The sequence below is a fragment of the Streptomyces litchfieldiae genome (genome assembly GCF_031845365.1).
GTDB lineage: Bacteria > Actinomycetota > Actinomycetes > Streptomycetales > Streptomycetaceae > Streptomyces > Streptomyces litchfieldiae.
Genome location: NZ_JAVREL010000012.1, coordinates 14,611 through 40,614 on the forward strand (window position 1 = coordinate 14,611; position 26,004 = coordinate 40,614).

Genomic DNA, 26,004 nt, shown 5'->3' on the forward strand with positions numbered 1-26,004 from the left:
GGCGGGTGTGCGCGAGGAGGGTGGAGTCATGTCCGAGGAAGACCCCTTCACACCCCCCGACCCCGACCGGGCGCGCGCTCACCGCGTTCACGCCGCCCTCTTCCGCATCGCCGAGCGGCACGCGGCCACCCCCGAGCAGCGCGCGCGGCAGACGCATCCGTATGTGCCGGCCCCGCACGAGGCGATCAGGCTGGTGTCGTTCCTGCTCAGCGGCGCGGCCGAACGGGCCGACGGCGAGCCCGAGGTGGACCGCGCGGACATCACCGCCGCGCTGACGCTGGTGCCGCGCGCCCGCGGCGAGATGGACGAGCTGGAGGCCGGGCTGCTGGCCATGGCCCGGGGGCGCGGGCTGACCTGGCAGGAGATCGCGTTCGGCCTGGGCCTGGGCACTCCCCAGGCCGCCCGCCAGCGGCACGCCCGGCTGACCGGCCGGCTCCCGGACGGCGAGGAGGACTCGGCTTAACCCTCGACGGGGCGGCCGATGCGGCCTTCGAGCTGGGCCAGCAGTTCGGCGAGCCGTTCGCTCAGCTCGCGCCGGCTTTCCTCGTCCAGGCCGGCCAGGACGGCGCGTTCATAGCCGAGCTGGTCCGGCATGAGCCGGTCCACCAGGTCGCGGCCCGCGTCGGTGAGGGACACCCGGGCGGCGCGGCGGTCGCGGGTGTCGCTGTGCCGCTCCAGCAGCCCACGCTCCCGGAGCTGCCGCAGCCGCTTGGTGACGGCGGCCCCGAGGAGGACGTCTCCCGGGCCAGCTCGCCGGGGCTCAGCGCGTGTCCGGTGCGGCGCAGCGCGCCCAGCAGGTCGAACTCGGCGCGGGTGAGGCCGGCCCGGCGCAGCGGCGCCTCCTCCGCCTGCTGGAGCAGGGCCGCGCACCGGTTGACGCGGCCGATCAGCTCCATGGGGCCGGTGTCGAGGCCGGGGTGGACGGCCTGCCACTGCCGCACCACCACGGCGACGGTGTCCTCGTTCGGGGCGTTCATGCGTCTCCGTTTCCGCTGCCGGTCCGCGTGCGCTGCCGCACCGCAGCGGCGAGCGTACGGTGTCCGGCCCGCTCCGCGCGGGCCACCCGCTCGCTCGGGAGCGGGTGGCGCCGCCACTCCCCGGCGGCGGTGGCCGTGGCGGCGCCCAGCTCGGTCAGAGCGTGGGCCAGTTGGTGCTGCGCGGCCTCCAGCGCGGCGGGGGACGGCGCGGGCGCGGCGAGGAGGCGTTCGGTGTCGGCCCGGGCGGACTCGGCGCGCGCGAACAGCCGTTGGACGTGGGTGCCGACGCGGCGGTGGGTGATGAGGGCGGCGGCGAGCAGGCCGCAGGCGGCGCCGGTCAGCGTGTCGAGCAGCCGGTCGCCCACCAGCTCACCGGCCGGCTGGGCGCCGGGGAACTCGCTGATCAGCAGCGCCATCGGGGTTGCACGGCCGCGGCCACGAACACGCTGCCGGCCCGCTTGTGCCAGACCTCCGACGGTCGGCCGAGGCGCAGCGGCGCCATCACGGGCAGGGCTCGGCGGGCGTGCGGGCGGCGGGGGACACGCCTCCACCTTAATCAAGTAATTTACTCGTGAAATATCCGCCCGCCCTCGCAGCGGCCCCGGCCGGGGCTACAGCAGCGCGGTCAGCTCACCCACGGGCAGCGAACCGGCCGGCCGGCCCGTCCGGGCGAACTCGTCCGCCAGCCGCTGCAACGCCTCGTTCACCGGCGTCGGCACCCCCAACTCCCGGCCGAGCAGCACGATTTCACCGTTGAGATAGTCGGCCTCGATCGAGCCCGTGCCGCGCGTCAGGCTCTGCCACGACGAGCCGCCGCCGTGCTCCGCGCCGTCCACCGGCAGCAGCCGCATCCGGTCGCCGCGCAGCCGCGCCTGCTCCTCCTCGCCCGTGTACGGGATGCCGGCCGCCGCCAGCACGGCCTCGCCCTCCGTTCGGGCCCCCGCCAGCACGTCGGTCAGCGGCGGCTCCCGCAGCGGGCCGCACAGCGCCTCCAGGGCGTTGCCCAGGTTCAGCAGGAGCTTCGCGTACTTCCACCGCATCACGTCCGGCACCACCGGGGCGAGGAAACGCGACGCCTCCAGATCGGCCGCCACGCGCCGGGCCGTGTCGTCCGTCCCGCCCGGAAAACGGCCGATGTGCAGCATCCCGGTCAGCGGCGCACAGGGCGCGGTGACCACACCGGGCTCCAGGAACTGGCTCGGCAGCCACACGCACACCCCGTACACCCGGCGGAAGCGGCGCAGCGCGAGCCGCTCGTTGGCCACGCCGTTCTGCGCGCACAGCAGCGGCAGATCGCCGGCCACCGGTGCCCACGCGTCCAGCGCCGCGACCGAGTCCTGCGTCTTGACGGCGAGGATCAGCACATCGTCCGGACGCGGCGTGACCGCGTCCGGACCGTCCACCACCGGGACGGGCAGTGTCAGCGACTCGTCCGGCGTGCGCAGCCGCAGGCCCCGCTCGGCGAGCGCGGCGCCGTGCGCGCCGCGCGCCACCAGAACCACGTCGTGCCCGTGCTGGAACAGCCGTCCGCCGATGGCCCCGCCGACCGCACCCGCTCCGATGATGATGTAGCGCATGCGGCCATTGTCACCTCACCAGTAGACGATGACCCGGTCGCCCTCCCGCACATCGTCGAACAGCTCGGCGATGGCGGCCTCGTCGCGGACGTTCACACAGCCGTGGGAGGCGCCGTTGTAGCCGTTGGCCGCGAAGTCCTGCGAGTAGTGCACGGCTTGTCCGCCGTCGAAGAACATCGCGTACGGCATCGGGGAGTCGTACAGCGTCGAGTGGTGGTTCCGCGACTTCCAGTAGACCTCGAACTCGCCCTCGCGCGTGGGCGTTTCCTCCGCGCCGAACCGTACGTCCACCGTCATCTGCACCTCGCCGTCGATCACCCACGACAGCGTGCTGGTGGTCTTGGAGATGCACAGCACCCGCCCGGTCAGGCAGCGCTCGTCCAGGTCCTGGACGGGCTCCACCTCCGGCACCTCCAGCGGTGGGAACATCTCCTCCTCGGTCGGCGTCTCCGTCTCGGCGGTGAGCGCGTCCCACGTCGGCTCGAAGACGGTGCCCGTCGCCTCAAGACCGGCCGCCTGCTGGTAGGCCGTAACGGCGGCGGTGGTGACATCGCCGTAGTACCCGGTCGGGTTCTCCTCGAAGTGGCCGAGCTGCTTCAGCCGGGCCTGGAGCTCGCGCACCTGATCCGAGTTGTCCCCGTAGCCCATGACCTGCTGCGGCGGGTACAGCTCCTCGTCGGTGGGCGTCGAGGTCGCCTCGGTCAGCGCCGCCCAAGTGCTTTCGTACACCGTGCCGGACACCTCGAAGCCGGCCGACCGCTGGTACTCGGACACGGCGCCCAGCGTGACGTCCCCGTAGTACCCGGTGGGCTGCGCGGCGAAGTGGCCGAGCTGGCCCAGCCGCGCCTGCAACTCCCGCACCTGGTCGGACTCGTCGCCGAAGTCCAGCAGGACCTGCTCCGCCGGCTCCTCGGTCTCCTCGGCGTCGCCCTCCGCCTCGCCGTCGTCCTCCGGCGCGGACGTTTCCTCCGCCGAGGACCGGTCGGACGGATCGCCCGACGGCTCCTGCCCCTGGGCCGTGCAGCCGGTCAGCAGCAGTGCGACGGCGGCGGAACTCGCCACCGCGGTGACGAGATATCTGCGAAAGAGCGCGGAGCGCATCAGTGTTCCCCCTGGCATTACCAGACCTCTTAGGACCTCACTGGTAAAGATGCGCGAACCCGGCGGATTGTTGCGGCCGTACCCATAACGAGTGAGCCACGATTCCGCTACCCGGATGTCATTTCCCGCATGGTGCACCCGTACACCTCGCCCTCTGACGGTCGTTCAGCCCGGCGGGCCGCGCCGTCAGCGCAGCAGGTTGATGCTGGACAGCACGGTGAACAGCAGCACCAGCCGCTCGAACCGCGCCTGGTTCAGCCGCTTCACCCCGGCCCGCCCGAGCGCCGCGCCCACCAGCAGGGCTGGCAGCAGCGCCGCGTTGAGCGCCAGCGAGTCGACGTCGATCAGCCCGAGCCCCACGCTGAACGGCACCTTGAACACGTTCACGATCATGAAGAACCAGGCGCTGGTGCCCAGGAACGCCAGCATCGGAAAGCCCGCGGCCAGCAGATACAGGGCCATCACCGCGCCGCCCGCGTTGGCGACCATCGTCGTGAACCCGGCCAGCAGCCCGTAGACGAACGCCGGCCCCCGGCTCGGCGGGGCCCCGCGCGCCTTGCGCCGCCGCTGCCACAGATGAACGGCCACCACGGACAGCAGCAGCGCGCCGATCGTGCGCCGCATCACCGTGTCGTCGACCCGGGCGACGAACACCACCCCGATCAGCACGCCCGCGGCCACCGAGGGGAACAGCCGCAGCAGCGCCGGCCAGTTCGCATGCCGCCGGTAGGCGCCCACGGCGAACAGGTCGCCGACGATCAGCAGCGGCAGCAGCGCCCCGCTCGACTCCCGGGCGGGCAGCACCGCGGCGAACAGCGCGACGCTGATGGCCGCGACCCCGCCGATCGATGTCTTGGCGATCCCCACCAGCACCGCGGCGGTCATCAGCACCGCCAGGTCACCGCCGCCGAGCCCGGTCACCGGGGCATCAGCGGATCCGTATGTGGGGGCGCTCACTCACGGCGCTCATCATGCCCGATGCCCCCGGGCGTGACCACGGGCGCCCCCGCCGAGGGCCGGCGCCGGGGAACTCGCCGCCGGTCCAGGACGTGATAACGGTGTGATAACTGATCGACTGCGGCGCGTGCTGCGCGCCGCACGGCCGCGCATGCCGCGCACCACCCGCGGCAAGCGCCGCGCGCTGCAGGCGGCCATGGTGCTGAGCGTCCTCGGCCTGCTGCCGTCGGCCTGGGTGTACGTCACCACCGACGGCCGCGTCCGCACCGTGGACAACGCGCCCTCCGCCCCCGTCGCCGTCGTCTTCGGCGCGGGCCTGCGGCCGGACGGCGAGCCCACCCAGTGGCTCGCCCACCGGCTGGACGCCGCCGCGGAGCTGTACCACAGCGGCCGGGTCCGCGCCCTGCTGGTGACCGGGGACAACAGCACCGAGGACTACAACGAGCCCGACTCCATGCGCCGCTATCTCGTCGAGCACGACGTCCCGGCGGACCGGATCGTCGCCGACTACGCCGGGTTCAACACCTGGAACTCCTGTGCCCGTGCCGCCTCCGTCTTCGGCGTCTCGGAGGCGCTGTTGGTCACCCAGGACTTCCACATACGCCGCGCCCTGGCCCTGTGCGAGGCCGCGGGCATCGACGCCCATGGCGTGGCCGTGCCGGAGTGGCGCAGCCCGGTCTGGGTCTTCAGCGGGCTGCGCGAGATGGCGGGCGCGGTCACGGCCGTGTATCAAGCCGCTTTCACTCCGTCCCCCACCTTCCCCGGGCCCCGGGACACCGGCTTGGATGAGATCCTGTCTGAGTCCTGACGGATCCGGGTGACCCGGCGGGACCCGACGGACTCGCCTCGCGCCCGGCACTGCCCGGTACGCCGTAGTTCACCGAGCCGACACCTTCCGGCGAAGACGCGTTATCGCCCGGAAGCTAGAAGTTCACGAGCAACGGATTCCGGAGTCAGGTCCGGCGCCGGCGCTGCCGCTCCGGCCTCAACCCAGCGACCCAGCGACCCAGCGATCGGAACCCATGCCACCCAACAGCGCACCCCTCGCGAGCCCGAACACCGGCGCGCCGACCGACAAGGACTCGCTGGTCCCGGTCCCCGCGCCCCGGTCCGAGCCAGCGAACGAGCACCGCTTCGACATCGACCTGATGCGGCTCATCTGCTCGTGCGCCGTGATACTCGGACATGTCGCCGGCGCCTTCATCCTGGCGGTGGACCGGCAGGAGGAGAACGGACCCAGCGCCTACTGGGCCGGACACATAGCGGACGGGGCCAACCAGTTCGCCGTGCCCATGTTCTTCGCCATGGCCGGCTGGGCGGTGCTGATGGGGGCGCCGCCGCGTGACAGTGCCCGCATGTGGACGCGGATCATCCGCAACGGGACGCCGCTGTTCGTCTGGACCGCCGCCTATCTCGGCTGGGCCTGGCTGCGCGACGACAACGACAAGCCGATGACCGACCTGACCGTGGACGCGCTCTTCGGGTCGGTGCAGCCCGCGTACCACCTGTGGTTCCTGTACGCCTACATCCCGATCATCATGGCGCTCGGGTTCCTGGTGCTGATCCGCGCCGGCCAGCGCCCCTGGGGCCTGGGCATCGCGCTCCTGGTGATCGCCACCCTGCCGAACATCCTCGCCACGATCAGCGAGTTCACCGACTGGCGGGTGCCGACCGTCGGCTGGAGCTTCGGCACCTACTCCGTGGTCTACGCGATCGGCGGCGCGATGCTGTTCGCCCTGCCGAAGGGCCTGTCCCGGCGGGGCCGGTGGCTGGTGGTGCCGCTGATGCTGGCGGCCATGGCCGGCTGCATCTGGTGGGACACGCAGGTGCACTACGTCATCCCGAACGCTCACCCGTTTGTGGCCATTCTCACGCTCAGCCTGCTGCTGCTCGTCAGCCGGGTGCGCATCCCCGAGCGGTGGCGCCCCCGCCTCACCAAGCTCGCCGCCGCGGCGATGGGCGCCTACATGGTGCACGTCTTCTTCGTCGAGGAGCTGGTGAAGCGCTGGGTCACCGACGACTACGGACCGCTGACCGCGAGCGGCATGCTGATCGCCATGGTGTCCATGACCATCGTGCTGAGCTACGGCGCCAGCCTGCTGTGGGGCAAGCTGGGGCTGCGCCGCTGGCTGGGCTAGCGGGCCACGGCCGGGCCGGGCGCCACTGGCGCCCTGTCCGGCCGGCTCACTTGTTGCGCAGCGTCGCCTTGCGCACCTTGCGCGCGATGCGAATCGCGGTACTGCCGCCCGGCAGTTGGCGGGTGATCCCGGAGGCGAAGCCGCCGGGCAGCGCCAGCGCGGTGAGCCGCGCCCGCTTGAAGTACCGCCAGGTGGTCTCGTTCAGATGGGCGTCCAGCCAGGCCTCGGCCTCCTCGCGCAGGCCCGGGTTGGTCTTGGCCTGCATGCAGAAGCCCACGGTCCGCACCAGCGGGGACACCTCGCCGGCCACGTCCGGCCGCTCGGTGACGATCTCGCCGGCCTTCCGCTCCTCCAGGTCCGGCACCAGCAGATCCACGATGGTGAGCGGGATCCGGTTGCTGTTCTGGTAGGGGGTGATCCGCTCCAGCAGCAGCTTGGTGCCCACTCGTGCGATCGGCACCCCGTAGTACACGGAGGCGGTCAGCATCGCGGTGGAGAAGCAGCCGACCACCAGCTCCGGGCGGTAGTGGTCGAAGACGGTCTCGGCCAGCATCGGCGTGTCCAGCACGGTCAGCCGCACCCCGGCCTCCGCCGCCGCCTTCTCCAGCACCTTCGAGTACTGCGCGGGCGCCGTCGGATGCGGCTTGAACACCACCGAACGGAACCCGGCCGCCGCCGCCCCGCGCAGCATCCGCTCGTGCAGCGACTCCTCCTCCCGCACGGAGAGGATGTCCAGCGCCGCCAGATACTGACCGAGGATGACCGCGACCCCGGACGATCCCACGTCCACGGTCCCGCGCCGGTGCTCCCCGCTGATCTCGTCCAGCACCGCGCGGAAGGCCGCGTTCGGCACCACCTCGGAGGGCACGCCGTGCTCGGCGAGCAGCAGCGGACGCAGCCCCGGCACCAGGTCCAGGTGCAGCAGCCGCTGAATCCGTATCGCCGTCTCCTGCGGCAGCCGGTCCCGGGTGGGCCCGTAGCTCATCAGGCCGTCCGCGTAGACGTGCACATCGGCGTTCGCGAAGATCACCGCGAGGGCCGAGGCCGGCTTGGCGTGCACGGACTCCACCACCAGCTCGACCGGGTCCTCGCCCAGCCCCCAGTAGCGCCGCAGCAGCCGCTCCCACAGCGGGGAGTCACGGTCGGCGGGCGACCAGTCGCTGGGGTGGTGCGGCCGGATGGTCTCGTTCCAGTCGACGACCTGGTCGAAACGGGTAACGATCCGATTCCAGCCGGTCATGTCCGAAAGCTCGGCGGCCGTTTCCGGGATGGCCGCGTTGTTGGAAACGAGCAGCACCCGGCGCGCCTCGTGCCGGGGCCCGAACTGCCCGGCGTCCAGCGCCGCGGCGATCGTCGCCGCTCCGTAGAGCGTCGACACCTCGAAGATCTGCGTGCGTTCGGTCATGGCTCAGGCCGCCCTCCGTCCGCGGCCGAGCAACCGCCTGAGCACTCTGCCGCGCTCCTCGCCCATGGCCACCAGTGTCCGCTCCAGGAGCTGCGGCGGGAAGCGCCGCAGCGCCGCCGAGGACTCCTGCTTCAGCCGGCGGGCGGCATCCGCGTCGTACCGCTCGGAGTTGGCGGCGTGGAAAGCGATCATGGCACAGTACGTCCGGACGATCTTGGGCAGAAACCGCTCCGATTCCCGGTCCTCCATGACCTCCTTGAGGATCAGGTCATGGGCCGGGATGAAGTCGAGCTGCCGGTCGTCCTTTATCTGCGTGAGCGAGGTCGTCACCCCGCGGCGGTAGAACACGCCGAGCAGTCCCACCGAGGCGAACGACTTCGCGCGGAGCTGCAACTGCCAGCAGAACACCCGGTCCTCGGCCGTTCGCAGGTGCGTCTGGAAACGCAGGCCGTCCTCGAAAAGTGAACGCCGGTAGGCGCCTGCCCAGACGAAGGGGTAGTCGACCATCGTCTTCCGGTCGGCCGGCGTGATCGCGTCCCGCGGGCTGATCGGCACGCCCCGGCGCGGCGCCGGCGCGCGCACGACCGTGCGCCGCTTGGCGTTGGACTGCACGTGATCGGTGCGCACGTAGTCGACGTCGATGGTCTCGATGGCCTCGGTCAGCGCGTCGAGGTAGCCCGGCGCGTACCAGTCGTCACCGTCCAGGAACGTGAGGTAGTCGCCGCGGGCCGCGTCGATCCCCGTGTTGCGAGCCTGTGAGATGCCCATGTTCGTGTCGTGCCGGATGACTCTCGCGTTCGGCAGCTCTCCCTCGGCCCGGCCGAGGATCTCGCCGGTCGCGTCCGTCGAACGGTCATCCACCAGGATGAACTCGGTCTCCGGCCCGGCGTTCCGGGCGAGGCTGCGCAGGGTGGTGGGCACGAAATCCTGCACGTTGTGGCAGGCGACGATGACAGAGAGCTTGGGCACCGGGTTTCCAGAGACTGTGAACAGGATAAACGCGACGGTAAACACGCGACCAGCGAGTCAGGATACGCTCAGATGACGGCGTGGTAAACGCTGACTGTACGCTCGGTTATCTCATTGCTTTGCTCCCGCTACGGTCGGTCCGGCACCGGCGGCCCGTCGGCCCGCCTGCCGTTCCCAGCATGCCAGTCGCGCCGGGCGGCCGGTGGCACCCCTTCCGCTCAGGTGTGGCGCCCTTCGCCGCCGGCCCGCGCCGGACGTGCGCGGGCGGTCACCCTGCGTCACCACGCTGGCGTGTCATGCCCCGGTCGCACCCGGAACGGCGTCACGGCATGGTGATCCCGTGGCGTTCCGGGATCGGTACTTCACCTTCCGGTCACCCAATTACCCCCGGGATGTGGGGTGTTGCCAGCAGGCTGCCGGTGTGAGACGAGCGTGGGGGATCGGTCTGGCGGTGTTGTTGCTCGGCGGCGTGGTGGTCGCCGTCCTGCTGGGCCGCGACGAGGGGACGGGTACGGCGACCGTCCAGGGAATCGTGGGGTCGGAGAAGAGCGCGTTCTTCACCGATCCCGAGGTGGTGGCCGCGCTCGCCGGCCGGGGGTTCACGGTCCGCACCGACCCGGCCGGCTCCTGGGCCATGGACGACGCCGAACTGGCCGACTACGACTTCGCCTTCCCCGGCAGCCAGGGCCCCGCCGAGGAGATCCAGGCCGCCCGGGAGACGGCGGGCCCGGTGGCGCGGCCATTCTACTCGCCGCTGGTGGTGCTCGCGCACCGCTCCGCCGCCGACGTGCTGGCGGCGGAGGGCCTGGTCACGCTGGAGGCGGACCACCGCGGCCTGCTGGACATGAACGCGTACCTGGCCGCCGTCGAGGACGGCCGGACCTGGCAGGAACTCGACGGCGCGGCCGCCCACACCGAGCTGACCGGCGCCCTCTACATCTCCAGCACCAACCCCCTGACCTCCAACTCCGGCGCGCTCTACCTCGCCGCGGCCTCATTCGTCGCCAACGGCGGCGCCGTCGTGCAGGACGCGGCGGCCGTCGAGGCCACCGCGCCGCTGATGCGCACGCTGATCCAGGTCCAGGGCACGCAGCCGCCCAGCTCCGACGCGCCGTTCTCGGACTTCGTCAGCGGCATCGGCAACCCGCTGGTCCTGGTCTACGAGTCGCAGATCGCGGCGCTCCTCGCGGACGGGCGGGACCCGGGGGACGTCGTGGTGCTCTACCCGGACACCACCGTCTCCAGCGACCACACCCTGGTGCCGCTCACCGAGGAGGGCCGGGAGCTGGGTGAACTGCTCGCCACCGACCCGGAGTTGCGCCGCCTCACAGTGCGGCACGGGTTCCGGCCGCAGGGCACCACGGCCGAGTTCACCGAGGCGGCCGAGCCGCACGCCGCCTTCCTCAAGGACGACCTCGCCGGCGTCCGGCAGGCCCCGGCACCGACCACCGACGTGCTGCTGGACATGGCGGCACGCGCCCGGCAATAAGGCACGCACCGGAAGGCGGTTCCGCGTATGACAGACACCGAGCAGCCCCTCATCCTGACCCCGCCGGAGCCCATCGCCCCGGTGCGCGCCGAGCAGGCCACCGGCCTTGTCCCCGTGGACCCCGACACCCGGGAGGAACTGGGCCGCCGGGCCTCGGCCTATGTCGACTCCCTCACCGAACTGGACGCGCGCTCCCCGGAGTTCGCCACCCGCGTCGGCGAGGTCACCGCGCTCGGCGCGCAGGAGATGAAGGCCGCCGCCCAGCAGTCCAACCGCATGCTGGAACGCAGCATCCGCTCCCTGGCACGCGGCGCGGGTGGCGACGCGGGCGACGCCCAGGCCCGGGTCTCCCAGTCGCTGGTGGACCTGCGCCGCACCGTCGAGGACCTGGACCCGCGCGAGCTGAACGCAGGCGGCGGCGTGCGCCGCCTGCTCGCCAGGCTGCCCGGCGGCAACCGTTTCCGCGACCACCTGGCCCGTTACGCCTCCGCGCAGGGCACCCTCACCGCCATCGTCGGCACCCTGCGCGCGGGCCAGGACGAACTGCGCCGGGACAGCGCCGCCCTGCACACCGAACGCGCCCGGCTGTGGGACACGATGGGCAAGCTCCAGGAGTACGCGATCCTCACCGAGGCCCTGGACGGCGAGATCCAGCGGCGCGTGGACCACCTCCAGGCGACCGACCCCGCGCAGGCCGACGCGCTGCGCGCCGACGTCCTCTTCCCCGTCCGGCAGAAGCACCAGGACCTGCTGACCCAGCTCGCCGTGTGCGCCCAGGGCTATCTCGCGATGGACGTGGTCCGCCGCAACAGCGAGGAGCTGATCAAGGGCGTCGACCGCGCCGCCACCACGACCGTCACCGCGCTGCGCATCGGCATCATGCTGTCCGCCGCCCTGGAGAACCAGCGCAAGGTCACCGAGCAGGTCACCGCGCTGCGCACCACCACCGAGGAACTGGTCACCGCCAACGCGGAGATGCTGGCCACGCAGAGCGGCGAGATCCAGCGGCTGGCCGCCGAACCGGCCGTCGGCGCCGAGACGCTGCGCGCCGCGTTCCAGCAGATCTACCGCACGCTCGACGCCATCGACACGTACAAGGCGCAGGCCACCGAGTCGATGGCCGCGACCGCCCGGGCGCTGTCCGGCGAGCTGGAGCAGGCCGCCGGCCATCTGGAACGCTCCCGGGCCGAGCGGGCCGAGGGGGGACTGATATGAGACCGGGGACACCCCGAAGGCGGGCCGCCGCCCTGCTCACCGCGCTGGCGCTGGCCCTCACCACCGCGGCCGCCTGCTCCGGCGACTCGGAAGACGGCGACGGCGGCGGATCCGACGGCCCGCGCACCGTGCGGATCCTCGCCAGCAGCGAACTCGCCGACACCGAGCCGCTGCTGGAGCGGGCGGCGGAGGAGACCGGCGTCCGGGCGGACATCACCTGGTCCGGCACGCTGGACGCCACGCGGCTGGTCACCTCGGGCGAGGCGGACGGCGAGTACGACGCGCTGTGGCTGGCCACCAACGACTATCTGCGGCTGCACCCCGAGGCCGCCGAACGCATCGTCTCCGAGACGTCCATCGTCACCTCGCCGGTGGCGCTCGGCTTCCGGCCCACGGTGCTCGACCGGCTCGGCTGGGAGCCCGAGGACGTCACCTGGGGAGCGGTTCACCGGGCGGCCGCCAGCGGCGAGCTGACCTTCGGCATGACGGACCCGCTGCGTTCCAACTCCGGCTACAGCGCGCTGATCTCCGTGACCTCCGCGCTCTCCGGCGCCCAATCGGCCCTCACCCAGCAGGACATCGACGACTCGGGACCCGAACTGCGCGAGTTCTTCACCGGGCAGCGGCTCACCTCCGGCTCGTCCGGCTGGCTGGCCACCGCGTTCGCCGAACGGCCGGACGTCGACGCGCTCATCAACTACGAGTCGGTGCTGATGTCAAGGGCCGGCCCGGGCACCGGCGACCTGACCGTCGTCCGGCCCACCGACGGTGTCGTCACCGCCCGCTACCCGCTGACCGTGCTCACCTCCGCCTCGCCCGAGTCCCGGGAGGCGCTGCGCGACCTCACCGAGTACCTGCGCGGCGACGACGCCCAGCGGACGCTCACCGAGGACACGCTGCGCCGCCCGGTGGCCACCGGCGTCGCGCCCGCCGCCGAGCTGCCGGCCGACCGCCGCCGCGAACTGCCCTACCCCGGCTCGCTGGAGGTGGCGGACGGCCTGCTGGCGGAGTTCGACCACCGGCTGCGCCGCCCCTCGCGCACGGTGTACGTGCTGGACACCTCCGCCTCCATGGAGGGCGAGCGGCTGGCCGAACTGAAGGAGGCCATGGGCGAGTTGACCGGCACGGCCGGCTCCCCGCCGGGCGAGCGGTTCCGGGACCGGGAAGAGGTGACGCTGATGCCGTTCAACTCCGATGTGGTGTCGGTGACCACGCACACCGTGGCGGCCGGCGACCCCGAACCGGCGCTGGCCGACATCCGCGCGGAGGTGGCGGCGCTGACCGCGGAGGGCGACACGGCCGTCTACCGCAGCCTGATGGAGGCGTACGAGTTCCTCACGGCGGACGGCGCCTCCGACGCGTTCACCTCGATCGTGCTGATGACCGACGGCGAGAACCGGGACAGCGTCACCGCCGAGGACTTCGAGGCGTTCCACCGGGAGCTGCCGGCGGAACAGCGCGCCGCCATACCCGTGTTCACCGTGCTGTTCGGCGACGGCGACCGGGATGAGCTGGGGTATATCGCCGGGCTGACGGGCGGGGAGCTGTTCGACGCGGTCCGCGAACCGCTGGGCGACGCGTTCCGGGAGATCCGTGGCTACCAGTAACGGGGGCCGGGTGCTGGCGTACCTGGAGTCCCGCAAGAATCTGACCGGCTGTGTCTGCGGGCTGGCCGGCCTGGCACTGGCCCTCACCGGGCTGGCCGGGACCTACTGGCCCGTGGTGGTCGCCGGGCTGTACGGCGCGGGCGCGCTGATCGCCCCGCCGGACCGCCCTGCGACGCCGCGGTTCGCCACCCCCGAGGAGCAGGCCGAGGCCGAACTCGACGCGCTGCGCGAGGACTTCGCGGCGCTGCGCGCCTACCTCAAGACGGCCGGGGTGCCGGGCGAGGCCGGTCGGCCGCTGGCCGAGCTGGACCGGCTGCTGGCCGCCGTGCTGGAGCCGGGCCTGGTCTCCCGCGAGATCGGCGTGGATCCCGAGGCCGTGCATGTGCTGGGGCGGGCGGTGCGGCGGGATGTGCCGGAGGCGGTGGACGCGTATCTGCGCACCCGCTGGTGGTCCCGGCTGAACCCCGGGAGCGAGCCGTCCGAACGCCACCTGGAGCGCCAACTCGGCCTGCTGACCCGGGAGATCGAGGCCATCGCGACGGCAGCCCGGGAGGCGCAGGAGCACCGGCAGCGGATCATCACCCGGGAGCTGGAGGACCGCGGCGCGACCGGCCCGAACTGGACGGACCCCGGAGGGCCGCCCACCCCGTGAGCGCGCCCCCGCGGTAAACTCCCGAACGACTCTCCGCCCCACGCGCCGTCGCGAGCGCCGGCGGATTGAGCACCCGCACCACCCGCACCACCCACTCCGGCCAACGGTCCGGTACGCGCATGCCGCGTACCGGATCTTCGGCATGCCCGGACACGCCCAGTGAAGGACGCCATGAGCACATCAGCCACCACGCCGGCCACCGCCGCCTTTCCCCGCCAGTTCGCCCGCACCCGCCGCTTCACCCTCGGCGTCCCGCACGCCTTCACCGTGGCGCCCGGCGGCGCGCGCGTGCTGTTCCTGCGCGGGAGCGACGGTGAGGACCCCGTCGCCCGCCTCTGGCAGCTCACTCCGGACGGCCGCGAACGCCTCGTGGCCGACCCCGGCCCCGACTCCGGCAGCGGCATCACCGCGTACTCGGCCGACGCCACCGCCACCACCGTCGCGTTCACCCGGAACGGCGAGCTGTGGACGGTCACCGCCGACGGCGCCCCGCCCCGCCGCCTCGCCGTGCCCGGCCCGGTGACCGACCCCCGCGTCGACCCCACCGGCCGCCGCGTCGCCTATGTGACGGACGGCGCGCTGCGCGTCGCCGACCTCACCGCCCCAGGCGACCGGGCGCTCGCCACCCCCGAGCACGCCGACATCACCTACGGCCTCGCCGAACACGTCGCCGCCGAGTCCATGCACCGCGCCCGCGGCCACTGGTGGTCCCGCGACGGCCGGCGCCTGCTCGTCGCCCGCGTCGACACCTCGCCCGTGCGGCGCTGGTGGATCGCCGACCCGGCCGACCCCGCCCGCCCCCCGCGCGCCATCCGCTACCCGGCCGCGGGCACGCCCAACGCCGAGGTCACCCTCCACGTGTTCGGACCCAAGGGCGGGCGCACCGAGATCACCTGGGACCGCGCCGCGTTCGAGTACCTGGCCACCGCCGACTGGGACGCGCACGGCCCCCTGCTGTCCGTGCAGAGCCGCGACCAGCGCACGGTGCGCGTCCTGGCCGCCGACCCCGCGACCGGCGCGACCACCACCCTCCACGAGGAACGCGACCCCGCCTGGGTGGCCCTGATCCCCGGCGCCCCGCTGCGCACCGCCGCCGGCGCCCTGGTCACCGTCACCGACGCCGGCGGCACCCACCGCCTCGCCGTGGCCGGCCGGCCCGTCACGCCCGACGGCCTCCAGGTGCGCGAGGTGCTGGGCGCCGACGGCGAGACGGTCTGGTTCACGGCCAGCGACGAGCCCACCGAGACCCACGTCTGGTCAACGGCCCCCGGCCGCGCCGCCGCCCGCGTCACCGACACGCCCGGCGTGCACCGGGCGCACCCCGCCACCGGCGCGCTGCTCCTGGTCTCGGCGACCGAACGGGGCCGCGCCACCGCCCTCACCCGCCCCGGCGCCGCCCCCGTCCCGCTCGCCTCCCACGAGGCGGAGCCGCTGCTCACGCCGCGCGTCACCCATTTCGCCGCCGGGCCGCGCGCGATCCGCACCGCGCTGCTGCTGCCGTCCTGGCACACCCCGGGCACCCGACTGCCCGTCCTGCTCAGCCCGTACAGCGGCCCCGCCATGCAACTGGTCACCCGCACCCGGCACGCCTTCTTCTGCGAGGCCCAGTGGTTCGCCGAGGCCGGCTACGCGGTGGTCATCGCCGACGGCCGAGGCACCCCCGGCCGCGGCCCGGCCTGGGAGAAGGAGGTGCACGGCGACACCCTCACCCCCGTGATCGAGGACCAGGTGACGGCCCTGGGCGCCGCCGCGGCGCGGCTGCCCGACCTGGACCTGTCGCGGGTGGCCATCCGCGGCTGGAGCTACGGCGGCACCCTCGCCACCGCCGCGCTGATCCGCCGCCCCGACGTCTTCCACGCCGGGATCTCCGGGGCCGCGCCCAGCGACCAGCGGCTGTACGACACCCACTGGCGCGAACGTTTCCTCGGCCACCCGGACGACCACCCGGAGGCCTACGACCGTTCCTCACCCATCACCGAGGCCGCCGCCCTGCGCCGCCCGCTGCTGCTGATCCACGGCCTGGCCGACGACAATGTGGTGGCCGCGCACACCCTGCGGATGTCCGCGGCCCTGCTGGCGGCGGGCCGGCCGCACCGGGTGCTCCCGCTGTCCGGAACGGCCCACCGGCCCACCGACGAGTCGACGGTCACCCACCTGCTGACCCATCAACTCGCCTTCCTCGCCGAGGCGCTGGCCGCGCCGGCTCAGCAGCCGCCGCAGTTGTAGTGGAGGACGTCCCAGTGGTTGCTCTCGCGCGCGCAGATGTTCCCCGACCCGGACTGGCACAGCGCCGCCCCGTCGCTCCGCTGGCCGACTTGCGCGGGGCGCCCGGGGGGCCCGCCCGCGGACGGACGGACCCCCTCGGCCGGCTCCTCGGACCCGGCCGGCCTCAGCCGACGACGAACGAGCGCATCATGCCGTGGTCCTCGTGCTCCAGCATGTGGCAGTGCCACACATAGGTGCCCTTCTTGTCGAAGACGGCCCGGATGCGGGTCACATGGCCGGGCGGGACCCGCACGGTGTCCTTGGGGCCGAGCTCGGCCGGGTCCACCCGTTCGGGCTCGCCGAGCTGGATGTTCGACAGGGCGCCGGTCTCCGGGTCCTGGTCGGCCGTGAACGGCGCCTCCTCGACCACCTGGAACTGCACCAGGTGCAGATGGACCACGTGGGCGTCCTGGGTCGTGTTGTAGAACTCCCAGACCTCCGTGTCGTTCAGCCGGGGCGTCTCGGTGACCGGGTCCGACCAGGCGAGCACGCCCTGCTCCACCGTGCCCAGCATCGGTTGCGGCCGGCCGTGCCCGTCCGTCCGGTCCACCAGCAGCAACTGGCGGGTGCGGGCCGGTTCACTGCGGATGGTGTACGGCTCGGGCCGCAGCACGGCGGGCAGCGGGGCGTTGGCGGCCGCGCCGTCGAACGGCAGGCCGACCCGGATCTGGAGCACCCGGTCGGCGGGCGGCTCGACGGGGGCGCCGTGCGGGAACGGCGTGGGCGCCTCGTTCATGAGGTCGAACGTGGCTCCCGCGGCCTCGCTGAAGTCGGCCACCAGGTCGAGCCGTTCGCCGGGGGAGATCAGCACCGGCCGGAGCGGCGTGACCGGCCGCTCCAGGAAGCCGCCGTCGCTGCCGATGAGGGAGACCGGGAACGGCCACTCCCCGTTGACGGAGAGCTGGTAGAAGCGCGAGTTCGAGCTGTTGAGCAGCCGGAACCGGTAGCGGCGGGGCTCCACGTCCAGATACGGCCACGCCTTGCCGTTGACGACGATGACCTGCCCGTAGAAGTCCCGGTGCGTCGACTTCGGGCCCGCGTCGTGGGCGGCGTGGACGGGGTAGGCCAGCCTCCCGTCGGGGCGGAACGTCCGGTCCTGGAACATTAGTTCCACCTCGTACGGCCCGCCGGGCAGCTCGCCCCGCGCGATGAGCTCCAGTTCCCGGTCGTCGCGCAGGAGGTAGAACCCGGCCAGGCCGGCGTAGATGTTGAGCCGGGCGAGTCCGTGCGTGTGGTCGTGGTACCAGAGGGTGGCGCTCTCCTGGGTGTTCTCGTAGGTGAAACGGGTCCCGGAGTACGACGGGCCCCTGGCGTCCTTGGCCGTGTACCAGGCGTCGGGGTGGCCGTCGTCTGCCGACGGTGTGTGCCCCCCGTGCAGATGCACCACGCTCGGAACGCCGTGCCGCGCCAGCGTGTACCCGTGTCCGGTGAAGGCCCAGTGGACCGTCTCGTCCACCGGGAGCAGATGCTGATTGGGCAGGGCGTTGACCCAGTCCACACGGAGGGGCCGGTGCGCGCGGGCCACGATCGTGGGCCCGGGGTACGAGGCGACCGGGTCGCCGTCGCCGATCCGGTGCTCGAACCCCCACACCGGCGTGGGGAGTCCGAGGCCGCCGCCGAGGACGTCCTGCGTGGTCTCGGCCAGGACGAGGCTCGGGGAGTCGCCGTCCGCCACCTCGATGCGCGGCAGGCGCGGCAGGGCGTTGACGAAGCGGGGGATGGCGCGGGCGTCGGCGATGGGCTGGCCGTACAGCGGATCGACGACGGGCGGCAGGGGGACGCGCGGCCGTGCGCAGGCCGGCGACGGCGCCGCGCTCTGGAGGAGGAGCGCGCCGCTCGTCAGTGACCCCGCGCGAAGAAAGGTTCTTCTCAGCATGGGCCATCAATCTCACTCAAACCGGCAATAATCTCGCACCACTGGCCAGCTTCGGACAGACGGCGGGTGTACTTTCGACCGTTTGGGCGGATTGGCGCGTGGCCCGGCGCGTTGGGTTACCGCGCCACGAACTGCGTCAGGATCGCCTGCACCTCATAGATGTCGACGCCCTTGGTGAAGGTCTTCTGGATCGGGGTCGGGGTGCCCGAGACCCAGATCTTGAGCTCCGCGTCGAGATCGAAGTTCCCGGCGGTCTCCACCGCGAAGTGCGTGATGCTCTTGTAGGGGATGGAGTGATACTCGACCTTCTTGCCGGTGATCCCCTGCTTGTCGACGAGGATGAGCCGACGGTCGGTGAAGAGGATGGAGTCCCTTATCAACAGGTAGGCGGCCTGGACCTGTTCCCCCTGGCCCAGCAGCCGCGCGTAGTCCTGCTGCGCCGCCGCCGGGTCGATGGCGTGCGCGTTGCCGAAGAGTGCCATGACATGCCCCCCCGTTTGCGTGTACTTGGACGATATCCGCACTGTATAACGGTGTGCCGCCTCGCGGGACCTATGCCTGTTCGCCCGCCGACGCGGCGGGAGTGGCCCGGACGGCCGGGGGCCGGTCGGCCGCCAGGGTCAGGGCGTGCACCGCGATCAGGCCCAGGTCCGTGACCAGGCAGACCGCCCGGCTGGCGACCGTCACGGCGCCCGCCGTCGTCAGGGGGAGGACCTGGGCGAGTGCGCCGATCAGCAGGAGTTCGCGGATCAGCGCGCCGTCGGGCAGGACGATGACCAGGGAACTCACCGTGGTCGCCAGGGCGAACGCGCCCACGCTGAGCAGCAGCGCCCGGCCGGGCGGCGCGCCCATGGCGAGGGTCAGCAGCCACAGGTACAGCCCGGAGACCAGCCGGCAGGCGATCATCCAGCCCAGCGCGGCGCGGGGGTGCGCCCCCGAGCGCGACACGTCGATCTCCCGCCGCAGCAGCCGGGCGCCGGCCGCCGCCGCCCGGCCGAGCACGGCCGGCCGGGCCAGCACGGCCAGCAGCAGCGCCACCGGCCCCAGCAGCAGCCAGCTCCACGCGCCCAGCACCATCGGCCCGGCCAGCGCCCCGACGACCAGGCCGGTCAGCAGGAACAGCGGGATGTTGAGCAGCCAGACGGCGAACGTCACCAGGCCGCTGACACCCGCCGGTTTGGCCAGCCGCGCGTGGGTGAGCGCCACCCAGAAGGCGCCGGGCGCGTATTTGGCGCTCATCCCGACGAAGTAGATGCGGGACGCGGTCCGGCGGCCCAGCGGATGCCCCAGGTCGGCCAGCACGCTGCGCCAGGACAGCATCGCGAGCAGCAGCGCGACGACGTTCACCGCGCAGGACGCGAGGAGGTAGGGCAGGGCCCGGGCCGACACCATGGGCCGGGCCTCGGACCAGTCCTGCCCGCGCAGCGTCAGATACAGCCCGGCCAGGATCACGCCCACCAGCGCCCAGCCGGTGACGGCGCGCCACCGAACACGCGGCGTCCGGGCGTTCACCGCCGCCACCCGCCGGCCAGGGCCCGCCGGCAGAGGGCGAGGCCGGCGCGCCGCCGCGCCCGGCACAGCGTGGCGAACGTGGCGGCGTCGAACAGCAGCAGCGCCAGCCCGACGGCCGCCCGCCCGGCCGCCGAGGTGTGGTCGCGCGGGGCGACGACGCGCCGCTTGAGCCCGCGCGGCAGGCGGTGCCGCCGGATCGTGAGGTCCCCGTGCCGCTCCCGGTGCGGCAGGTCGCCGCGGCCGTTCAGGGTGTGCGGGGTCGGGGCCAGCCCCGGGTGGTCGCCGAGCGCGCGGTGCACGAAGCGCTCGGTGTACTCGGCCGGGCCGCCCAGGGACCACGGCGGGTACTGGTGGCAGACCACCGTCACGCCGCGCAGGGCGGTCCCCGAGTCGCGGCCGGCCGCGCGGTGGCCGGTGTCCGCCGTCTGCCGGGTCATCCGACGAACTCCCCCTGCTGCCGGGTCAGTTCGGTGAACGCCTCCTCGTGCCGGTCGAGGAACGCCGACCCGCCGAACAGCTCGGTCGCCTTCCGCCGCCCGGCGGCGCGCTCCTCGGGCGACAGCGCGGCGACCTCCAGGATCGCGCGGCGCAGCGCCCCGACGTCCCGGGGCGGCACCAGCTTCCCGAAGCCGGTGGCCTGCACCGGGTACCGGGATCCCGCCAGCTCGGTGGTCACCGACGGCACGCCCGTCATCATCGCCTCGACCTGGACGATGCCGAACGACTCCGAGACCGAGGGCAGCGCGAACACGTCGATGGAGGCGTAGAAGTCGTCGATGGCCCGGCCGCGCAGCAGCCCGGTGAAGCGGACGCGCGGGTCGTCGACGATCAGTACCTCATCCGCATCGGAATCCGGCGCGCTGATCGACGCCGCGCCCGGCATGCACGTGGTCGGCGAGGCCGCCTACGGGGAGGAAGCGGTGACGCGGGCGGGCCAGTTACGGCCGGACGTGATCCTCATGGACATCCGCATGCCGGGCATGGACGGCATCACCGCGACGGAACGCATCCTGGCCCTGAAGACCGACCCCCGGCCGCGCGTGCTGATCCTCACGGCGTTCGACCTCGACAGATACGTGCACGCCGCGCTCCGCGCGGGCGTCGCGGGCTTCCTCCTCAAGAACGGCGACCCGGAACGCCTGACGACGGCCATCGCGATCGTCGCCGAGGGCGGCACCTACTTCGCGCCCAGCATCACCCGGCGCCTGATCGACACCTACGTCACCCACACCGATCTCTCGGTCGCCCCGCCCGCCCAGCTCGAACTCCTCACCGGCCGGGAACGCGAGATCCTCCGCCTCACCGCCCGCGGCCTGTCCAACGCGGAGATGGCCGAGCAGCTCGTGATCAGCGAGACCACGGTCAAGTCCCACCTCAACCGCGCGATGACCAAACTGGCCCTCCGCAGCCGCGCCCAGGCGGTGGTCTTCGCCTACGAGACGGGCCTGGTCACCCAGCGCACGCTGGCGGCCGCCGCCCAGCCGGACTCGCAGCCCGCCGCGGCGAGCTGACGCGTCGCGGCTCGTTCCCGTCCGTTCCGGCCCGCCGGGCGGGCCGGAACGCCGCCGCTTCCGGGAAATGAACGGGGATCAAAGTTTCCGCTGAAACGACGTCACGGCCAACGGCGCAACATGGCGGCGACGCGTGTCTCCTCTACCCTGTGCGTTCTCAAGTCCGCATACTGGCTGGCGAGTTCCGGACGTCGGCACGCGGGCTTCGCAGGAGGGAGTGGGGGCAGGATGGCGGGGTTCGGGGCGCTGGAGCCGGGCGATCCCTCGCAGGTGGGGCGCTACCGCATCGTGGGGCGGCTGGGCGCCGGCGGGATGGGCCGGGTGTATGTGGGGCAGTCGCGGTCCGGCCGGCTCGTCGCGGTGAAGGTGGTGCGGCCGGAACTGGCCGAGGAGCCGGAGTTCCGCCGGCGGTTCGCCCGGGAGGTGGCGGCGGCCCGGCGGGTGAACGGCGCGTACACGGCGGCGGTGCTGGACGCCGACCCGGAGGGCTCGCCGCCGTGGCTGGTCACCGCGTTCGTGCCGGGGATGTCGCTCGAAACGGCGGTGGCGGAGCACGGGCCATGGCCGCTGGAGAACGTCAGGGCGCTGGGGGCGCGGCTGGCCGAGGCGTTGCAGTCGATCCACGAGGTGAGGGTGATCCACCGCGACCTCAAGCCGGCCAACGTCCTGCTGGGGCAGGACGGTCCCCGGGTGATCGACTTCGGGATCTCGCGCGCGGTGGAGAGCAGCGGGCTGACCCGGACCGGAACGGTGCTGGGGTCGGCCGGATTCATGTCCCCCGAGCAGTTGAGGGCCGAGCAAGTCGGCCCGGCCAGCGACGTGTTCGCGCTGGGCGCGGTGCTGGCGTACACGGCGACGGGAAACCCCCCGTTCGGCTCCGGCTCCATCCACGCCATCAACTTCCGCGCGGTGTACGAGCCGGCGGATCTCGCGGGGATGCCGGACGAGCTGCGGCCGGTGGTGGAGGCGTGCCTGGACAAGAAGCCGGGGGAGCGGCCCTGCCTCCAGGAGCTCCTCGACGAGCTGACCGGCGCGCCCGGGCGGGCGATGCCGGTCGAATGGCTGCCCGCGCCGGTGGCCCGGGCCCTGGCGGGCCCCACCGCGCCGCCCGTCGGGACATCGCTGCCCACCGAGCCCTCGCCGCCGCCGGGGACCCCCGTCGCGCCGACCCGGCGCGAGTCGCGCGAGTCGTCCGTCGATACCCCGCCGGAACGCCCCTCCGCCCCGACCGTTCCCTCGTCCCCGGGGCCGCGCCGCCGGGCCCTGCTCGGCCTGGCCGTGGCAACGGGCGTGGCGGGCGCCGGCCTGGGCGCCTGGCGCCTCATCGCCTCCGAGGACGATTCGCCCGCCGGCTCCACCGGTGGCCCGCCGCCCGTTTCCCCGGGCGAGTTGGTGTGGCGGGTCGCCACCGAGGAATGGGGGATCGACGCGTCTCCGGCGGTGGCCGGGGGCGCGATGTACGTCGGCAGCGACCACGGCTATCTGTACGCGCTGGACGCGGCCTCGGCCGAGGAGAGATGGCGGTGCCCGGTGGGCGGCGACACGCTGTCGACGCCTGTCGTGTCCGGCGATGTGGTGTATGTCAGCGGTGACCGGGGCTATCTGACCGCGGTCGATGCCACCGGGGCCGCGGGCACCGAGAAGTGGCTGTTCACGGAGGGCGGCCAGGCGTTCACCTTGCCGACGGTGGCGGGCGGCCTGGTGTTCGCCGGCAGCGTCGACGGCCGCCTGTACGCCGTGGACGCGGGCGGCGGCTCGCAGGCGTGGCGGTTCGCGACCGGCGGCGAGATCTGGTCGCCGCCGGCCGTGGCCGACGAGGTCGCGTACGTCGGCAGCCAGGACGGCCACCTGTACGCGGTGGACACCGGCTCGGGCGAGGAGCGGTGGCGGTTCCCCACCGGCGGGCCGGTGGGGGTGTCGCCCGCGGTGTCCGGCGGCGTGGTGTTCTTCGGCGGCGAGGACCCCCACCTGTACGCCGTGGACGTGGCGTCGGGCCGGGAGAGGTGGCGTTTCACGGCCGGCGATTCGGTGTGGTCATGGCCGACGGTGACCGGCGGAGTGGTGTACGTCGGCAGCCGCGACGGCCACCTGTACGCGGTGGACGCGACGTCGGGCAACGAGAGATGGCGGTTCCGGACCGGCGGCGGGAGCTGGTCGGCGCCCGCGGTGGCCGACGGGGTCGCGTACGTCGGCAGCCAGGACGGCCACCTGTTCGCGGTGGACACCGGCTCGGGCGAGGAGCGGTGGCGGTACCGGACCGGCGACGAGGTGTGGGCGTCGCCGGTGGTGGCCGACGGGGTGGTGTATGTGGCGAGCCGCGACGGCCACCTCTACGCCGTGCGGGCCTGAGCGTGCCGGTGGCGTTACGAGCGGCGGCGGGGCTTGCCGCGCCTGCCGCCCTTGGCGCCGCCGGAGCCGCGCCGCGAACCTCGGTCGGCCGCGGGCGTCTGCCGCGCGGGCCGCTTCGGCTTCTGCTTCTGCTGCTTCGGCTGCGGCGGGGTCGGCCGGCCGCGCGAGCTGTTGACCGTCCGCCCGCGGACGATCCCGATGAAGTCCTCCACCAGCTCGGTCGTCGCGGCCTCCGGCCACGACAGCGCGACGCGCGACTCGGGGACGTCCGAGACCGGCCGATAGGTGAGGTCCTTGCGGTGGTGCAGGCGCGCCAGCGACTGCGGAACGACGAGCAGTCCCACGCCCGCCGCCACCAGCTCGACGGCGTCGGCCGTCGTGGCGGGGCGCTCGTTCGCGGGCCGTCCCGGCGGGCGTTCCCACGGGAGGGTGTCGTCGAGGGGGTGCAGCACGAGCTCGTCGGCGAGATCCCCGGCCGACACCTCGGCGACCGCGGCCACCACGTGGTCCTTCGGGACCACGACCACCGTTGTCTCGGTGTAGAGGGGAATCACGCTGAGATCCGTCCGGTCCGTCGGCAACCGGAGAAATCCCGCCGTCGCACCGCCCCGCCGCAGCAGATCGGATGCCTCGGCGGCGGGCACCTGGACCAGGGTGAGCGGGATGTCGGGCAGCCGTTCGTTCCAGATTCGAACCCACTTGGCCGGCGTCACGCCCGGAACGTACGCGAGCCGGAACGAAGGTGGCACTTCCGAGCCTGTCACGCGGCCAGGCTATCCGGTCCCGGTCGGAAGGCCCGCACGCGCTCGTTACCCTTGGGGCCATGACCTCGCACCAGAGCACCCAGACGATGAAGCCCGCCACCGCGGCGAAGAAGCTGGGTGTGTACCTCCAGGCCACTCCCGCGGAGTTCCAGGAGGGCGTCATCTCCCGCGCCGAGCTGAACGAGCTGCAGGCGAACCCGCCGGAGTGGCTGCGGGAGCTCCGCCGCAACGGCCCCCACCCGCGGCCGGTGGTCGCCGCGAAGCTGGGCGTCTCGATCGCGGGCCTCGCGCGCGGGGGAGTCACCGAGGCACTCACCACGGAGCAGATCGAGGCGCTGAAGAACGACCTCCCCGAGTGGCTCCAGCAGGAGCGCGCCACGCAGGCGGAGGTACGGAAGGAAGCGGCGCGCATCAAGGAGAAGCAGGCGGAACAGGCCGACAAGCCCACCCGCCGGCGCTCCTGACCCGCGAACGGTTTTCCGGGGCCTCCCGGCGCTCGGTCGGCAGGGCCGCGCCGAGCCGCCGCCAGGAGGCCCCGTCCTCACGTCCGGGCCCGGCTGATCACGCGACCTTCGTCGCGCACAGGATCGCCTGGACGGGAATGACGTCCGGCGGGATGTCGGCTGGGGCCTTGGTGATCGCCTTCGTCACCTTGAATCCGCATTCCTCCAGCCAGCTCCGGTAGGTCGACAGCTTCTGCGGCCCGCCCTGGCCCATGGTGCAGCCGATGAAGAAGGCCGGGAAGAAGTCGACGTTGTAGTTGTCGGAGTCGGTGATGTTCTCCGGGTACACCGGCACCATGATGTGGACCTGGCCGCCCACTTCCAGCGAGCCGTTCACGCCTTCGAGGATCTTGAACACGTCGTCCTTGTCGAACATGTCCAGGAAGTGCTTGATCAGCACGACATCGAAGCCCTGCGGGATCCCCTCGAAGACGTCACCGCCGATGAACGAGCAGTGTTCGTCCACACCCTCCGCCCGGAAGTTCGCCAGGCACTCCTTCTCCTTCTCGGGCAGGTCGAACGTCGTCACCCGAAGCCCGGGCGACTCCTTCATCTTGTACGTGTGAATCGCGCCGAGACCGGTGTTCCCGGCGAGGTCGAGCACCTGCGACCCGGACGGTACGTCGATGTTGTCGAAGAACCAGGGATCCATGCGGGCGGTCACGGTGTTCATCAGCGTCGCCCAGGACTCGCGCAGGTCCTGGTGCTCGGCCACCGCGCCGTACAGCGTTCCCTCGGATCCATAGAGCTCTTTCAGGCCGACGAGCGTGCCGGTCCGCGCGCTCTCGGTGAGATAGAACAACTGCCGGAGCGCGACGACCTTGATCATGTTCATATAGGTGAGCGCGCGCCGCAGGTCGGCCTGGTCGACGTCCGCGAGCGCGTCGAGGGTGTAGGCGCCGGACTCCTCGTCGTGCGCGACGAAGCCCTCCTTGACCAGCAGATGCAGGAGTTGTTCCACGGCATCGGGTTTGACGCCGACGGCGTCGCCGAGCTTGGCCGCAGTCATGCCGGGGGTTTCCCGCAGCGTGTCGATGATGCCGAGCTCGAAACAGGACAGCAGGGTCATGAACCGCGCGGGTCCCACCATGTATTCGCGAAAGCGCGCGAGTGTGGCTTCTGGTGTCATTGCACTGA

Annotated in this window: 23 protein-coding genes and 2 pseudogenes; 11 read left to right on the plus strand and 14 right to left on the minus strand. The window is 72.8% G+C overall.

Annotated elements, in window-relative coordinates; genetic code table 11:
• Window positions 1-28: 28 nt before the first annotated feature.
• On the plus strand, window positions 29-463 hold the full coding sequence (locus RM590_RS20165; RefSeq protein ID WP_311706045.1) for a DNA-binding protein: 435 nt from the start codon (window positions 29-31) through the stop codon (window positions 461-463).
• Here the strand turns inward: RM590_RS20165 and RM590_RS20170 are convergent.
• The 5 genes and pseudogenes from RM590_RS20170 to RM590_RS20190 form a co-directional block, all read right to left on the minus strand.
• Window positions 460-977: pseudogene (locus tag RM590_RS20170) on the minus strand (MarR family winged helix-turn-helix transcriptional regulator). The gene RM590_RS20165 and the pseudogene RM590_RS20170 overlap by 4 nt on opposite strands.
• Window positions 974-1,393 (minus strand): hypothetical protein, encoded by a 420-nt coding sequence (locus tag RM590_RS20175; RefSeq protein ID WP_311706046.1) that lies wholly within the window; start codon window positions 1,391-1,393, stop codon window positions 974-976. The pseudogene RM590_RS20170 and the gene RM590_RS20175 overlap by 4 nt, the downstream one beginning before the upstream one ends.
• A gap of 195 nt (window positions 1,394-1,588) precedes the next feature.
• On the minus strand, window positions 1,589-2,554 hold the full coding sequence (locus RM590_RS20180; RefSeq protein ID WP_311706047.1) for a ketopantoate reductase family protein: 966 nt from the start codon (window positions 2,552-2,554) through the stop codon (window positions 1,589-1,591).
• A 15-nt stretch (window positions 2,555-2,569) separates the two neighbouring features.
• The gene (locus tag RM590_RS20185) at window positions 2,570-3,655 is read right to left on the minus strand and encodes a L,D-transpeptidase family protein (RefSeq protein WP_311706048.1); all 1,086 of its coding nucleotides are present in this window, start codon (window positions 3,653-3,655) and stop codon (window positions 2,570-2,572) included.
• Window positions 3,656-3,841: 186 nt separating this feature from the next.
• Window positions 3,842-4,576 (minus strand): sulfite exporter TauE/SafE family protein, encoded by a 735-nt coding sequence (locus tag RM590_RS20190; protein ID WP_394813921.1) that lies wholly within the window; start codon window positions 4,574-4,576, stop codon window positions 3,842-3,844.
• A 187-nt stretch (window positions 4,577-4,763) separates the two neighbouring features.
• Here RM590_RS20190 and RM590_RS20195 point away from each other — a divergent pair, with 187 nt between their 5' ends.
• Both RM590_RS20195 and RM590_RS20200 read left to right on the plus strand, forming a co-directional pair.
• Window positions 4,764-5,420, plus strand: a complete 657-nt coding sequence (locus RM590_RS20195) for a SanA/YdcF family protein (RefSeq protein ID WP_394813922.1) — start codon at window positions 4,764-4,766, stop codon at window positions 5,418-5,420.
• A 214-nt stretch (window positions 5,421-5,634) separates the two neighbouring features.
• Window positions 5,635-6,750, plus strand: a complete 1,116-nt coding sequence (locus RM590_RS20200) for an acyltransferase (RefSeq protein ID WP_311706050.1) — start codon at window positions 5,635-5,637, stop codon at window positions 6,748-6,750.
• A 46-nt stretch (window positions 6,751-6,796) separates the two neighbouring features.
• On the opposite strand, the gene RM590_RS20205 is transcribed toward RM590_RS20200, so the two are convergent.
• Together RM590_RS20205 and RM590_RS20210 are read right to left on the minus strand one after the other, a co-directional pair.
• Window positions 6,797-8,155 carry a polysialyltransferase family glycosyltransferase gene (locus RM590_RS20205; protein WP_311706051.1) on the minus strand — a complete coding sequence of 453 codons (1,359 nt, stop codon included), beginning with the start codon at window positions 8,153-8,155 and terminating at the stop codon, window positions 6,797-6,799.
• 3 nt (window positions 8,156-8,158) lie between these two features.
• Entirely contained in the window at window positions 8,159-9,124 is a 966-nt protein-coding gene (locus RM590_RS20210; RefSeq protein WP_311706052.1) for a glycosyltransferase family 2 protein, read from the minus strand.
• Between the two features lie 421 nt (window positions 9,125-9,545).
• Here RM590_RS20210 and RM590_RS20215 point away from each other — a divergent pair, with 421 nt between their 5' ends.
• The 5 genes from RM590_RS20215 (at window position 9,546) to RM590_RS20235 (ending at window position 16,313) form a co-directional block, all read left to right on the plus strand.
• Complete coding sequence (locus tag RM590_RS20215; RefSeq protein ID WP_311706053.1) at window positions 9,546-10,613, plus strand: substrate-binding domain-containing protein; 1,068 nt, start codon at window positions 9,546-9,548, stop codon at window positions 10,611-10,613.
• A gap of 27 nt (window positions 10,614-10,640) precedes the next feature.
• Complete coding sequence (locus tag RM590_RS20220; protein ID WP_311706054.1) at window positions 10,641-11,828, plus strand: toxic anion resistance protein; 1,188 nt, start codon at window positions 10,641-10,643, stop codon at window positions 11,826-11,828.
• On the plus strand, window positions 11,825-13,435 hold the full coding sequence (locus tag RM590_RS20225; protein WP_311706055.1) for a substrate-binding and vWA domain-containing protein: 1,611 nt from the start codon (window positions 11,825-11,827) through the stop codon (window positions 13,433-13,435). Before RM590_RS20220 ends, RM590_RS20225 begins: the two co-directional genes overlap by 4 nt.
• The gene (locus RM590_RS20230; RefSeq protein WP_311706056.1) at window positions 13,422-14,087 is read left to right on the plus strand and encodes a hypothetical protein; all 666 of its coding nucleotides are present in this window, start codon (window positions 13,422-13,424) and stop codon (window positions 14,085-14,087) included. The genes RM590_RS20225 and RM590_RS20230 overlap by 14 nt, the downstream gene beginning before the upstream one ends.
• A 171-nt stretch (window positions 14,088-14,258) precedes the next feature.
• The gene (locus tag RM590_RS20235) at window positions 14,259-16,313 is read left to right on the plus strand and encodes a prolyl oligopeptidase family serine peptidase (RefSeq protein ID WP_311706057.1); all 2,055 of its coding nucleotides are present in this window, start codon (window positions 14,259-14,261) and stop codon (window positions 16,311-16,313) included.
• A 163-nt stretch (window positions 16,314-16,476) separates the two neighbouring features.
• Here RM590_RS20235 and RM590_RS20240 read toward each other — a convergent pair whose 3' ends face one another.
• The 5 genes from RM590_RS20240 to RM590_RS20260 form a co-directional block, all read right to left on the minus strand.
• A complete protein-coding gene (locus tag RM590_RS20240; protein ID WP_311706058.1) occupies window positions 16,477-18,228 on the minus strand; it encodes a multicopper oxidase family protein in 1,752 nt (583 codons plus the stop codon).
• 116 nt (window positions 18,229-18,344) lie between these two features.
• Window positions 18,345-18,710 (minus strand): PH domain-containing protein, encoded by a 366-nt coding sequence (locus tag RM590_RS20245; RefSeq protein WP_311706059.1) that lies wholly within the window; start codon window positions 18,708-18,710, stop codon window positions 18,345-18,347.
• 70 nt (window positions 18,711-18,780) lie between these two features.
• Window positions 18,781-19,740 (minus strand): lysylphosphatidylglycerol synthase domain-containing protein, encoded by a 960-nt coding sequence (locus RM590_RS20250; protein WP_311706060.1) that lies wholly within the window; start codon window positions 19,738-19,740, stop codon window positions 18,781-18,783.
• Window positions 19,737-20,177: a hypothetical protein gene (locus RM590_RS20255; RefSeq protein WP_311706061.1), complete on the minus strand. Its 441-nt coding sequence runs from the start codon at window positions 20,175-20,177 to the stop codon at window positions 19,737-19,739. The genes RM590_RS20250 and RM590_RS20255 overlap by 4 nt, the downstream gene beginning before the upstream one ends.
• Window positions 20,174-20,572 carry a glycosyltransferase gene (locus tag RM590_RS20260; RefSeq protein WP_311706248.1) on the minus strand — a complete coding sequence of 133 codons (399 nt, stop codon included), beginning with the start codon at window positions 20,570-20,572 and terminating at the stop codon, window positions 20,174-20,176. Before RM590_RS20260 ends, RM590_RS20255 begins: the two co-directional genes overlap by 4 nt.
• A 6-nt stretch (window positions 20,573-20,578) precedes the next feature.
• Between RM590_RS20260 and RM590_RS20265 the strand changes: the two are divergent.
• Together RM590_RS20265 and RM590_RS20270 are read left to right on the plus strand one after the other, a co-directional pair.
• Window positions 20,579-21,251, plus strand: a pseudogene (locus RM590_RS20265) (response regulator).
• Window positions 21,252-21,479: 228 nt separating this feature from the next.
• A complete protein-coding gene (locus RM590_RS20270; protein WP_311706062.1) occupies window positions 21,480-23,600 on the plus strand; it encodes an outer membrane protein assembly factor BamB family protein in 2,121 nt (706 codons plus the stop codon).
• Between the two features lie 14 nt (window positions 23,601-23,614).
• Here RM590_RS20270 and RM590_RS20275 read toward each other — a convergent pair whose 3' ends face one another.
• On the minus strand, window positions 23,615-24,364 hold the full coding sequence (locus tag RM590_RS20275) for a LysR substrate-binding domain-containing protein (protein WP_311706063.1): 750 nt from the start codon (window positions 24,362-24,364) through the stop codon (window positions 23,615-23,617).
• Between the two features lie 59 nt (window positions 24,365-24,423).
• Here RM590_RS20275 and RM590_RS20280 point away from each other — a divergent pair, with 59 nt between their 5' ends.
• Window positions 24,424-24,828 (plus strand): DUF5997 family protein, encoded by a 405-nt coding sequence (locus RM590_RS20280; protein ID WP_311706064.1) that lies wholly within the window; start codon window positions 24,424-24,426, stop codon window positions 24,826-24,828.
• A gap of 97 nt (window positions 24,829-24,925) precedes the next feature.
• Here the strand turns inward: RM590_RS20280 and RM590_RS20285 are convergent, their stop codons facing one another.
• Window positions 24,926-25,996, minus strand: a complete 1,071-nt coding sequence (locus RM590_RS20285) for a methyltransferase (RefSeq protein ID WP_449657246.1) — start codon at window positions 25,994-25,996, stop codon at window positions 24,926-24,928.
• Between the last annotated feature and the right edge of the window lie 8 nt (window positions 25,997-26,004).